This is a genomic window from Caballeronia sp. INML3B (assembly GCF_023631305.1).
In the GTDB taxonomy this organism is placed as follows: Bacteria; Pseudomonadota; Gammaproteobacteria; order Burkholderiales; family Burkholderiaceae; genus Caballeronia; species Caballeronia turbans.
This window is the reverse complement of the sequence record NZ_JALQDI010000081.1, coordinates 1-12,343: the sequence shown is the minus strand read 5'-3', so window position 1 is coordinate 12,343 and position 12,343 is coordinate 1. Positions and strand designations below refer to the sequence as shown.

Below are 12,343 nucleotides of genomic sequence, written 5' to 3'. Positions count from 1 at the left end.
GGCACATGTGGAGGCTTCTGCTGCTGATCGCGGCCGGCCGCCTCTTCGAACAATACGACATCTACTTCACCGCCTACATTGCTCCGGGTCTGGTTCAAAGCAAGCTGCTGACCTCGACCACCGCATCCTTACCGGCAATCGTGCTGTTCGGGTCGCTGCTGTTCCCGATTGCCGAAGGGCTCGGCGTGCATCCGGTGCATTACGCGATGATCGCCATTCTCGGCATGGGCATCGGCCTCTTCGCGCCACTGTTCCGCGTCGGGTATTACACCGCGCGCGATCAACCGGATTGCGCCTGAGGAAGGCATGCGGCCAATCGTGTCATATATGGTTGCACTCGGAATTGGACTGATTCTGGTGGCGGCGGTGCCCTGGATTTCCATCGGGTTTCTGTGATTTCGAACGTAAGAACCGCACGTCCCATGAACGCTGAAAATGCCCTTCCCGACGCAGCGCCAACGGGGACGGTTCAGACTGCCTCCAACCCCGGTTACGCGAAAGCGCATCCCGTCTCGCGCGCTTTCGATGCCTTCTCCAGCACGGTGACGCGCCGGGCAGGATCGTCATTTGGGTTCGGGCTTGCGGTCATTCCCGTGGCGGCCGTCTGGCTCGCGTCCGGCCCGGTCTTCAAATTCTTCAAAGGACGGCAACTCGTCATCAACACGGACACGACCATCGTCACGCTTCCGATGGTATGTCCATTCAGCAGAGTGCCAACAAGGACAGCGTCGCAGCTCGGCTGGACGGAACGGCGCTGGCGCGGCCACCGCGGCACTGGTGGCGTCCCAGATCGAGACTCGACAACTGGCGGGGCAGCAGGCGCAAGAGCCGCCAGTGCGTAAAGCGCTCGAGACGGAGATCAGACGTCTCGGCGAGGAGGCGGTCACGAGCGAGAAGTGGAAAGAGTACGCGATACAAGCTGGACAGCGTCGTCTTGAGAAATCCCAGAGACGTCGAACGCTAGTGTCTCAGCGGCTCCGAGCGACCGATTATCCAGAGGTGAGTCCAGCCTAGCCTGCCGAATGCCATTCTGCTGAACCGCCAGTTCTCCTCACGCGGCTGAATTCGAAAGGGTGTTGCAGGAAGTTGGCAAACGGTCATTGCAGATAGGGACTGGCTTTGACCGCAAGGGGTCGCGTTCGGCAGTGCACGCTGCGACCGCATCTTTGGGCGATGGACGTACCTGTGAAGTTCAGGTACCGGCCACTTACCGCCAGTGGCCGCTCGTTGCTTATGCCCCTGGAGTGCCGGCTCAGTCCTTCACAACGGGTGTTTACGCGCATGTGACCCGGAGCCCGTCATCTGACGAAAGGGTCGCTCTCTTCCCTTGTTCGTAGCCAGTCGATGAAATCTCTCATATGCACGGGCTTATCGGCATCGAGCGGGACCAACGCATGGTAGGTCGCTCCCTTTGACGTCAGATCGGGAAAAGGCCTTTGCAGACGACCTGAAGTGCAATCGGCCTCGAGCGTGGGAAATGGCCCAATACCGAAGCCCAGGCCATCTGCGACGGCCTGCAAGGTTACAAAGTAGTGATCGAATCTCAGCGTTCGGCTGGCTCGAAGGGTTGGATGACCCACGGCCTCTGTCCAGCTTTCCCAATCCCTCGGGCGCGATTCCGTGGTAAGCCATGTTTCGTCGCCCAACTGCTCGACAGAAGATATTCCGGCTTGCGCGATCAGCGCCGGGCTCGCGATCACGGTGTTGCGCTCCTCGAAGAGTGGCCACGTCTGAAACTGGCCCTCAGGGGGTACTTCGCGACGAATCGCCAGATCGAAGCTGCCGCGCAGCGCGGAGTCGGTCGTCAGCGTCGTCGAAACGCGAACGTCGACGTCCGGGCGAATCGCGGCGAACAACGGCAGGCGAGGAATCAGCCAGCGCATCGCGACTGTCGCCGCCGCGCTGACCCGAATCACTTTGCGGTGCTGACTCTTGCCGTAGCGCTCGGCCGCGTCGGCGATATGGTCGAACGCCGCGCTGATTTCACGGGCGAATGCGCGCGCATGGGCGGACGCGACCATGCTCTGCCCCTCGCGCAAGAACAACGGTAGACCAAGCCAGTCTTCGAGAATGCCGATATGGCGGCTCACCGCGCCGTGCGTCAAGCTCAGTTCGCGCGCGGCCGCGGAATAGCTGCCCGCGCGCGCGGCGACCTCGAACACGCGCAAGGCGTTGAGGGGAGGCATCTTCGATCGCATGTGTGAGATTAATTAACGGGCTGTGGGAAATTTTGTCGATTGTGTGAGCGGATTGCTCATCATACGCTGAGGTCATTCCAGTCACACAATCAAAGAAGGTGCCCCATGGCCCGCCAAATCAGCGTCAATTCCCGGACTTATCAGTGGCCTTCTGCTCCGACGATCGTCGTGTGCGTCGACGGATGCGAGCAGGAGTACATCAATCAGGCGATCCTCGCGGGCAAGGCGCCGTTCCTGGCCAGCCTGCAGTCGATCGGCACAGTGCTGGCGGGCGACTGCGTCGTGCCGTCGTTCACCAACCCGAACAACCTGTCGATCGTCACGGGTGCGCCGCCATCGGTCCACGGCATCTGCGGGAATTTCTTCTTCGACAAGGAGACTCAGGCCGAAGTCTTGATGAATGACGTCAAATACCTGCGCGCGCCGACCATACTTGCCGAGATGGCGCGCGCGGGCGGCGGCGTGGCCGTGGTGACCGCGAAGGACAAGCTGCGCAGCCTGCTCGGCCATCGGCTGGAGGGCATCTGCTTTTCCGCCGAGAAGGCCGACCAGGTGACGCGTGCGCAGCACGGCATCGAGCATGTGGTGGAGCGGGTCGGCATGCCTGTGCCGTCGGTCTACAGCGCCGAACTCTCGGAATTCGTGTTCGCGGCCGGTCTGTCGATCCTGCGCGAAGAACGCCCGGACCTCATGTACCTCTCCACGACCGATTACGTGCAGCACAAGCACGCGCCCGGCACGCCGGAGGCCAACGCCTTCTACGCGATGATGGACGGTTACCTGCAACGTCTCCACGACGAGGGCGCCGTACTCGCGCTCACCGCCGATCACGGCATGAACGCGAAGACCGATGCGATCGGCCGGCCCAACGTGGTGTACCTGCAGGATCGTCTCGACGCGCAATTCGGTGCGCAGCGCACGCGCGTCATTCTGCCTATCACCGATCCGTACGTCGTCCATCATGGCGCGCTGGGCTCCTACGCGACCGTCTACCTGCGCGATGGCGATGACGACGCGCGGCAACGCGAGGTGATGGCATTCATCGCGGCGATTGGCGGCGTCGAGGCGGTGTTGACGCGTGCTGAGGCGAGCGAGCGATTCGAACTGCCGCCTGACCGTATCGGCGAGCTCGTGGTGCTCGGCGAACGATTGACGGCACTGGGCAGCGCCGCCGCCAATCACGACCTGTCCGGGCTCACCGTGCCGCTGCGCTCGCACGGCGGGCTGTCCGAACAAAAGGTGCCGCTCATTTTCAACCGCAAGCTCGTTGACATCGACAACACACGGCGCCTGCGTAATTTTGACGTGATCGACCTCGCGCTCAACCACCTCGCCTGATGGCGACAAACGGCTAGCGCGGCAAAGACCGCGCGCCACACGGAGACACCCATGCCCTTAGACACGTCGAATGTCTTGCCATACACGTCCGTCAACACGTCCACGACTTTCACGCAATTTAGATGGCGTGCACTGATCGGCGTGACCTTCTGCTATCTGTTCTATTACACCGGCCGCCAGACGCTAGGCTTCGCGGTTGCCGGTATTCAACATGATTATGGTCTGTCGAAGTACGAGCTCGGCTGGATTAGTGCCACGATGCTCTGGTGCTATGCCGGCGGACAGTTCATCAATGGCAACCTCGGTGACAAACTGGGCGGCAAGACGATGATGATCGCCGGGGCCGTCCTCTCATTGGCGGCGAACTGGCTATTCAGTTTCGGCCATACGTTCCCGTTCTTTCTGCTGGCATGGGGACTTAACGGTTATTTCCAGTCGATGGGGTTCGCCCCAGGCAGCCGCTTGCTATCCAACTGGTGGGACCACCAGCATCGCGGCTTTGTCTATGGCGTTTATGTGGGCTTTTCCGGGTTCTCTTCCGTGCTCGCCTATATCTTCCCGGTCGTCATTCTGGGCACGATGCAACTGGGCTGGGTCTGGATCTTCCGTCTCGCACCGCTGTCGATGTTGCTCGGCGCACTGGTGCTGTTGCTATTCGTTTCCGAGCGGCCCCAGGCTCGCGATCTGCCGGAAACGGGTCAATCGAATGACGCTGCGCCGCCCGACGACGCTTCCGGCGAACTGACGAGCGCGCAGCGTTACGCGCTCGTAATGAAGAACTGGAGGCTCTACATCACAGGTCTCGCGATCGGTTTCCAGAATGCCGCACGGTATGCGCTGGTGGTCTGGGTGCCGGTTCATTTTCTCGGCATCGACTGGAAGACTTCATCGACGCTGATCGACCCGAAATGGATCACGGTCGCGTTGCCAGTGGGCATGGCGCTAGGCTCCCTGTCGAATAGCTGGATTTCCGACGTGCTATTCCAGGGACGCCGTTATATGGCGATCGTCTCGTACATGGTGCTGGCTTGCGCCACAGCGATCTTCATGATGTTCATACCGCACGGCAGCATGCTCGCGATCGCACTCCTGTTTCTGTGCGGCTTCTTTGTCTTTGGGCCTGCGTCTTCGTTCTGGGCCTTGTGTCCTGACCTTTTCGGACGCCGGGCTGCGGGCACGGCGACAGGCGTACTTAACACCATGTCATACATGTTCGCCGGCGTCGGCGAACCGGTCATCGGCCGCATCATCGATACAACCGGCCATACGTCGATCATCTTTCCGATTGTCGCGGGGCTTTGCGCAGCGAGTGCAGTGCTTTCGATGTTGATCAAACGCTGATCGCGTTACGGCGTGCGAACGGAAAAGGGATCTCGAGATAGACCATTTTATCGTTGCAAGCTGATTCGTAACGGCCGCTTTGTTCCGGGGGGCGGCCGTTTAGCAGCCTGTTGAAATACCCTCTGCGCGAGTCATCCGGGCAGGAGGGGCAAACGTTGATTCAAGGAATCGAACGACACTGAGACCGAAACGATGCGCGGCGCGGACGGCTACACCGAATCGATGTTCACGATGACCAGACTGGATGACTTCGTTGCGGCCAATCACCCGCTGCGACCGATTCGGCTGTGGTTGAACGAAGCGCTCACACGCATGGACACGGTCTTTTCGCGGATGTATGAGAGCGACGCGAGGGGCGGTCGCCCGAGCATCGCGCCGGAGAAGCTGATTCGTGCACTGCTGTTGCAAGTGCTGTACTCGATTCGAAGCGAGCGCATGTTGATGGAGCAAATCTCCTACAACATGCTTTTTCGCTGGTTCGTCGGACTGGCGATGGACGATGCGGTTTGGGACCACTCCACTTTCAGTAAGAACCGCGACCGACTGATGGTTCATGATGTCATTGTCACTCTGTTCAACGAGACGGTGGAGACTGCACGTGTGCGCGGTCATCTGTCGGGAGAGCATTTCAGTGTCGATGGCACGCTTATTCAGGCTTGGGCTGGGCACAAGAGCTTCGTGCCCAAGCGAAGTCGGATGACGACGCGCCGCGCGACGGCGGTGGCGGTTCTCAAGAGAACTGGCATGGCGAGAAGCGTAGCAACGACACACCTGAATCCAGCACGGACGCTCAGGCGCGGCTGTTCCGCAAGAGTCGCGGCACGGGGGCGATGCTTTGCTACATGGGTCACGTGCTGACTGACAATCGACATGGTCTGGTGGTGAACGCACAGGTTACGCAGGCCAACGGCACCGCCGAGCGAGACACGGCAGCGAAGATGCTTGCGGAGGCCGCGCGATTCGCTGGCACGTCCATTACCGTAGGCGCTGATAAAAACTACGACACCGCGGGCTTCGTGGCAACGTGTCGCGCGAACAATGTCACGCCGCACGTGGCGCAAAACGTCGCTCGCGCAGGCGGCTGCGCCATCGACGCTCGAACGACACGGTGGCCCGGCTACTCTATCAGTCAGCGCAAACGCAAATGCATTGAGCAGGTGTTTGGTTGGAGCAAGACAGTCGGGAGAGTTCGGCAGGCGATGTATCGAGGCCTGAAGCGCGTCGACCAACTCTTTCTGCTGACCCAGGCAGCCTACAACTTGACGCGCATGCGAACGCTGGCCGCTCGGGCGGCATGAGAGCAAGCGCGGAGAAGAATGCGACATTAGCAGCACTTGAATCAACGAAGTTCGGCGTCAAATTAGTTGGGACTGCGCGTCGCGTTGCCTCTTCCGAGTGAGCGGGCGCGCGTTCAAGAAGGCATATTTCAACAGCCTGTTAGGTGATCGAGCTCCTCATCGGAAATATGTCCGTCGTTGAGACGTGTTACGAAGTTTCGCCGTGAAGGACTCCAGTTACGAAAGCAGCTTCGCGAGCTTCATCAATCCGGGCTTCTTTCTCGGACGTCTGAGGGCTGTTTAATTTGCTTCATTCGTTTCACGCCTACGGTTCTGAGCCAGACAACGCATGCGCTGACGGGTTGTCTACGGGTGAAGGGACGTAGAATCGTCGAGAAAAGTAAAATTCTCACAACCGGGAGTGTCGGCGGGGACCGCGGCGCAGTAGCTTTGCCATAGCCTGGAGATATGGATCGCGTTGCTTTCCTGCGCCTGCCCCTGAGCGTCATCCATCTCTCGGCTCTTCGTCTGGCCAGTCTCAGGCTCATACTTCTGCTTTATGTTCTCAGCCTGGGTATTCCGGGACGAGGCGATCGCACCGTGCGTGGCCGTCGTTTCAGCCTTGTCCTGCACCACCGTGGTAACAACCTCGTCGTTGACCCTGTTCAGCGTATGGGCGAGCTGCACCTGCTCGGTCAGATTTCGGTTTGCTGTCTTCGAATCGGCGACCTGTTGCCGGGCGAATGCCGGGCTTTCGTTGAGGGCATTGGCCTTGTGCGCCTGATACGCACCGTACGTAATCAGGCTTGCTATAAGCGCAAACACCACGGAACCGACAATGACGGCGGTGTTTACTTTCAGCATGTCGAACATGTCACATCCTCCAGAGCGGCTTTCCAGTGGGCGTAGCCCACGGCGATGGCATCAATGCTGTGTTCATCGAGGGATTTGAGTGTTATGTCGCCGTCGTAGTGCAGGTTAGTGAGGCGCAGAAGCGCCCACTTCATCCCATCCTTGTCAGCATTACCCTTGGCGCCCACTGCGTTCTTGACACTGGCCGGATCAATGAGATAGAGCGGCTTCCACGCGTCGTAGCGCATCACCGCTTGGCGGATGCCGCAGATGACTTCCATGAGTGGGCCGTGAGCCTGGGGACGGCGCAAGTTGATGAAGGGCGCTTCGCAGGTGATCATGAAAGGCTCGACGTCTTCGAAGAGGGCGAGAAGTGCGTCCTCGAGTGAAGCAATCCTCCCCAGGCGCTCGCCAAAGAGACGTGAGGTCCATAGCGCCTCCGGCGGCTGTGAGACGTGTAGTGCGTTGAGGGTATGCGCCGTTGTGCGGGTGATCTGCCGTGAGGCCAGATCGATGTGCAGCACAGCCGTGCCGAGATGGAGACTTCCAGGATCAATGCCGACGATGGATATCTCTCGTGCGGGGTCTGCCGGCATGCTAAGCATCGCACCTCCTTAACCGGTGGGGATCCCATGGTTGCGGGTGTCCTGAAGGACAAAGAGCGGCTCGGTGGACCCAATTGAAAGAATGTTGTTCACACCGCCGTTCTGATAATTCATCGCCTGATAGGTGTTGAAGAATGAACAGATCTGCGCGCAGATGACCTCGCTCATGTTGAACGAGCCGCCTGAAACTGGCACGTTCACGACCTTGTCCACGCCGCTCACAAGCCCAATCTCGTTGACTACCGCATACCTCGGATCTCCGTAGATGATGTTGGCGCAGTTAATCAGCTCGGTGACGTCTTGCGCACTAAACGACAGCTTCACGATGGCGGCTGCCGTGATGTAATCACCGGAGAGGTTATTGATCGATCCTTTCGCAGGCGTGGGTGGTCTCGGATTGAGGTTCGATGCGTCCGGCACATAAGGCGTGATCGTGGACAGGCCTTTGGACACCGTTACCATGTCCAGTTCGACGCCGACGCCGGTGAAATTGATGCGGCGCAGGAAGTAGCAGGCATACGGTACGCTGTTCCAGGTGATCACCTGCCGGAGCGCGTATTGCGCCATCTGAGAAGTGGACAGGTCCGCGCTCACCGGACGCATAATGAAAGGCAGGTGATTGAAGAGCGCCGCATCCGTTGCCTGATGTTGAGGGGGTTGCGAGAGCGCGACGCTGTCGGCGCCGGCCGTCACGCCCGCTCCGCCATTGCCGATGCAGTAGTAGCGCTGCGAGGGGAGAATGCCGGGCGAAGGCGGCACGCCGGCCTGTACACCAAACTTCTCGTTGAGCGTGGTGTTCGCCATCATCGTAAAGGGCAGATTCTGCAGCAGGCACGTCTGCAAATACGCGCCCCAGGCCGTGCGCTGACTTTGTTCCATTTCGCATTCCTGAGGAGGGGTGATCGGATACGGATCGAAAAGGTATTGCGGGGTGTGCTACTCAGACGGTGGCGTGTAGATCAGGCCGCTCAGGTTTTCGACACACCAGATATTCGAGATCTTGGGTAGGGGGTCGCGGGGCGCTTGCCACGGCGGTGGCCAAACACTGATGATCGAAGCGGCCCGATCTGCATCGACATGACGGACGCAGCCCCGTACACGCTTGAAGACATCCTGCTTCACCACTGGGCCTACTTCTCCAGTCGCGATCTCGATACAGCGTTTCTCGTCGTCAACAACGCGGTGACGGGAGAACCAATTGTCCCCATGACCGCGAAAGGTTCATCACATAGGCGGCGAGCGGTATGGCGCGGTCCGTGAGCAGTTTCTGGATGAGGGTGCGGAAAGTGGACTGCTTGCCCGCATTGCGCTTGATGTAATTGACGTTGCGGTATAGCCAGATGGACTGCACGAGCGTGAGCTGGTCGCAGTACGTATCGAGCCCCAGATGCGAAGCGAGATACTGCCTTACGTGACAACTGTGGGCTTCGGCGGTGCCGCAGGCTGCGAGGCGATACGAAATGATTGCCATGAGCAGACCGTAGTACAGGGTCGAATTCTGCACGGTGAAGTAAAGCTCATCACTGATCCCATACTGAGGATTGAACCACCGCACCTTGAATGCCTTGACCCAGCCCTGGAGCTTTTGCACCAGGCTGAACTCGTTGGGTTCGATCAGCGACGATGGCCATCCGAGGATGTCTCCGTCCGCAGCGTCGATCGCGGACTGAATGTCGACGGGATAGATGATTCCGAGAATCAGGAACACCTGCTTCGGGTATTGCGTGACGAGCTGCTGGTACTCCCACGTTCCAAACTGATAAGCGGCAGCCGTCGCGGTGTGAAGCTTGAGGTTGTTCACGGTGAAATCGATGATCTCCATGGTGTCGAGCGACTTCACATGCATGGGGGAATCCGTCGCGTGATACTGCCCCGCGATGTTCAGGTAGTACTTCCACGTGGTCGGCTCGGTCTCGTCAAACGCACTCGATCCGTAGTAATCGTGCACGTAGCGATTCAGCCCATCCACGCTTTCCTGCGACTTGATCGTAAGGGTCCTTGCGAGCTGGATGCACTGGTTGATGTAGACCTGTAACTCGTTCGACTTGCTCGATGCCACGACCGTGCTCCGGGCGTTCGGATTCCGGGATTCCTGAAAACAGAAAGGGGGTGCCACATGAGCTCAAGCGCCTATCGGCGTGTGATCGAATCGGCCGCGGCCGGAAAGAAATTCCGCGTCCTCCAACTCGTGCGCCGCGACCCGGAAACCGCCGCGATGCTTGCCAAGCTGGTTCCGTCGACCAACCCGCCGCAATACAACCAGGAGGGGCGACGCGAGATCACTCAGCCCAATCTCTACGAGTTTCGCGATGCCGCGGAGCAGACTGCCCGTAACGTCAACGACGCCGAAACCGTAATGGGCTTGCTGCCCGATATGGAGCTAGCACAGCAGGTGCTTGTAGCCAGCATCGGATCGCCGAAGGACATGATGTCGATCGATCTGACCTTTACACCGCCAGAAGGGTTGATGCCGCCCGACGTGAGCGGCGCACTCATCGATCGCTACCGCCGCCACTTTGAGCAGGTAGATAAAATTAAGGCCCTCATTCCGCAGATCTTGAGGTCTGCACTCTTCAGAACCGGCTCGTATTCGATAGCCGTGATCCCTGAGAATTCGGTGGACGCGGTGATCAACGGCGAGCAGCGTCTGTCGATGGAGGCGCTTTCAGAGCACATCTATGCCGACGGCACGGTTAGGCCGCTGGGGATACTCGGGCCGGTGCAGAAGTCTTCGCCTACCGAACAAAGAACGACCAGTATCCCGGCGGAGTCGTTCGCGGACTGGCGTTTTGACGGTTGGGAAAGCCGGCAGGTGGGGAAGGTTCGGTTTGACCTGGGATTTTCGCAGCCATTGCCGCCTGAGGATGTTTTCCTGACTGTAACTGACAACCCGACGGTGCTTAAGATTCCGGAGATCAAGCAGAAGATCCGCGAGCGCCGGATTCTCGCTTCGCTAAGATCGCCGGCACTGGAAGCTGTCGGCTACGGCCGAGAGATGTCGATTGCGGAGATGAACGACCGCGAATTGACAGGCGTGCTGTACCGAAAACGACAGTATGGGTATCAGCCGATCGCGAGCGTAAAGACCCAGGAGCAGCTCACGCGACGCACGGTCGGCAGTCCGCTGACCATGCACATCCCCTCGGAAGCGGTGATTCCGGTGCACGTGCCGGGTAGCCCCGAGCATCAGGTCGGATTCTTTGTGCTGCTCGACGTGAGGGCATCCGATCGTCAGGCAGGCCTTCAACGATTCATACCAGCAGATGTCGCAGCAGCTCAATACGGGCGGCTCGTTTCCCTCCGCGATGATCAACAAGGTGAAGTCGCAGATGGAGGGCTTCAACTTCACGAACCGGGAATCGCTCGACTACAGCGCGCGTGTTTATGGCGACATGATCGAGCAGGATCTGCTCGCGCGTCTGCGTAATGGAGTTTATGGCTCGGGTGTGAAGCTTGCACGGCGAGAGGAAGTTTACCGCGTGATGTTCGCGCGGGCGCTCGCGAAGCAAAACAGCCAACTGCTTCTCGTTCCCGCGGAGTTCATGACCTATTTCGCATTCCGGTTCAATGAAAACGGGATCGGGGAATCGTTGCTCGATGAAATCCGAATTCTGAACGGGCTGCGCACCACGTTGCTGTTCTCCAACGTCATGGCCGGCGTGCGCAATTCCATCGCGCGCACGGATGTAAAGATTAAGCTTGACGAGGAGGATCCGAATCCCGAGAAGACGATGGAAACCATCATGAACGAGACAGCGCGTCTGCGTTCAAGCCAGATGCCGGTGGGGATCAGCTCGCCCTACGACGTGCTGGATTTCATCGCTCGCGCGGGGTTCAATTTTGCGGTGGAAGGACACCGTGGTTACCCGGACGTCAACATCGACTTCGGAGAAAAGAACACCAGCTACGCCAAGCCCGATACCGACCTCGAGGACAACCTGAGAAAGCGAGCTCTCATGAAGGTGGGCACGCCGCCGGAGCTCATCGACACGGCGAGCCAGCCAGAGTTCGCGACGTCGATCGTCACGAGCAACACGCTGATGTCCAAGCGCGTGATGCAGCTGCAGGATGAATTCCATCCGCAGCTTGCGGCTCACATGCGCATCCACGTCATGAACACTGCTGAGACGATGGCGGATATGAAGCAGATCCTGCGGGACAATTTCACGAAACTAAAGTTCGGCAGGGACGAGCGGCAGGACACGAGACAGTATTCGCACCAGCCGCCAGATCGAAAGGCGGAGGTGCCGGTTGTGACCAACAGACCCGTCGGCGACAGGGACGTCGGAAACGAGCAGAAGGAGTATCTCGTTGAGCAGATCCTGGTCGAATTTCTGATGAATGTCGAGGTGTCGCTTCCGCGGCCGAACTCGTCGACGCTGGGGAATCAGGTGACCGCGCTCGAGCGGTACACCAAGGCGCTCGAAGCGGGGCTGGAAGCATGGATCTCCGAGAAGTTCTTCAATGCGGATACTGGCGGTGATGTCGCCGCGAAAATCGAAACGCTGAAGGAGGTGGCCAAAGCATACTTCGTTCGTCTGTACATCGTCGAAAACGGGATGCTGCCGGAACTCGCCCAACTCACGACGGTGGATGAGGACGGCAAACCGCTCGTGGATGTGTTCAAGATGCAGACCGACCACATCGAGCAACTGGGCGGCCTCAAATCTGAAGTGCAACACCTGTCTCATATAAGGTGTTGCGATGAACGAAAGAACCCAGTACAAGCAAC

General features: G+C 59.1%; 9 protein-coding genes and 2 pseudogenes. 6 read left to right on the top strand and 5 right to left on the bottom strand.

Going from position 1 to position 12,343, the window contains the following annotated elements; translation table 11 throughout:
* Positions 1 to 128: 128 nt before the first annotated feature.
* Positions 129 to 396: pseudogene (locus NCS58_RS32340) on the top strand (TRAP transporter large permease subunit); the annotation flags it as partial.
* Positions 397 to 422: 26 nt separating this feature from the next.
* Positions 423 to 842: a low affinity iron permease family protein gene (locus tag NCS58_RS32335; RefSeq protein WP_311765933.1), complete on the top strand. Its 420-nt coding sequence runs from the start codon at positions 423 to 425 to the stop codon at positions 840 to 842.
* Positions 843 to 1,298: 456 nt separating this feature from the next.
* Here NCS58_RS32335 and NCS58_RS32330 read toward each other — a convergent pair whose 3' ends face one another.
* Positions 1,299 to 2,198, bottom strand: a complete 900-nt coding sequence (locus NCS58_RS32330; RefSeq protein WP_250477892.1) for a LysR substrate-binding domain-containing protein — start codon at positions 2,196 to 2,198, stop codon at positions 1,299 to 1,301.
* A 105-nt stretch (positions 2,199 to 2,303) separates the two neighbouring features.
* Between NCS58_RS32330 and phnA the strand changes: the two genes are divergently transcribed.
* From phnA to NCS58_RS32315, 3 genes and pseudogenes are all read left to right on the top strand, one after another.
* Positions 2,304 to 3,536, top strand: a complete 1,233-nt coding sequence (gene phnA, locus NCS58_RS32325; RefSeq protein WP_250477891.1) for a phosphonoacetate hydrolase — start codon at positions 2,304 to 2,306, stop codon at positions 3,534 to 3,536.
* A gap of 51 nt (positions 3,537 to 3,587) precedes the next feature.
* Complete coding sequence (locus NCS58_RS32320; protein WP_250539006.1) at positions 3,588 to 4,877, top strand: MFS transporter; 1,290 nt, start codon at positions 3,588 to 3,590, stop codon at positions 4,875 to 4,877.
* A 192-nt stretch (positions 4,878 to 5,069) separates the two neighbouring features.
* Positions 5,070 to 6,175: pseudogene (locus NCS58_RS32315) on the top strand (IS5 family transposase).
* A 345-nt stretch (positions 6,176 to 6,520) separates the two neighbouring features.
* Here NCS58_RS32315 and NCS58_RS32310 read toward each other — a convergent pair.
* The 4 genes from NCS58_RS32310 to NCS58_RS32295 form a co-directional block, all read right to left on the bottom strand.
* The gene (locus tag NCS58_RS32310; RefSeq protein ID WP_250477889.1) at positions 6,521 to 7,027 is read right to left on the bottom strand and encodes a hypothetical protein; all 507 of its coding nucleotides are present in this window, start codon (positions 7,025 to 7,027) and stop codon (positions 6,521 to 6,523) included.
* Complete coding sequence (locus NCS58_RS32305) at positions 7,012 to 7,602, bottom strand: hypothetical protein (RefSeq protein ID WP_250539005.1); 591 nt, start codon at positions 7,600 to 7,602, stop codon at positions 7,012 to 7,014. The genes NCS58_RS32310 and NCS58_RS32305 overlap by 16 nt, the downstream gene beginning before the upstream one ends.
* Positions 7,603 to 7,620: 18 nt before the next feature.
* The gene (locus NCS58_RS32300; RefSeq protein WP_250477887.1) at positions 7,621 to 8,490 is read right to left on the bottom strand and encodes a hypothetical protein; all 870 of its coding nucleotides are present in this window, start codon (positions 8,488 to 8,490) and stop codon (positions 7,621 to 7,623) included.
* A gap of 292 nt (positions 8,491 to 8,782) precedes the next feature.
* Positions 8,783 to 9,670, bottom strand: a complete 888-nt coding sequence (locus NCS58_RS32295; RefSeq protein ID WP_250477886.1) for a hypothetical protein — start codon at positions 9,668 to 9,670, stop codon at positions 8,783 to 8,785.
* Between the two features lie 1,204 nt (positions 9,671 to 10,874).
* On the opposite strand from NCS58_RS32295, the gene NCS58_RS32290 reads away from it, so the two are divergent.
* Positions 10,875 to 12,343 (top strand): hypothetical protein (locus NCS58_RS32290; RefSeq protein ID WP_250477885.1); only part of this gene is annotated, 1,469 nt, incomplete at its 3' end.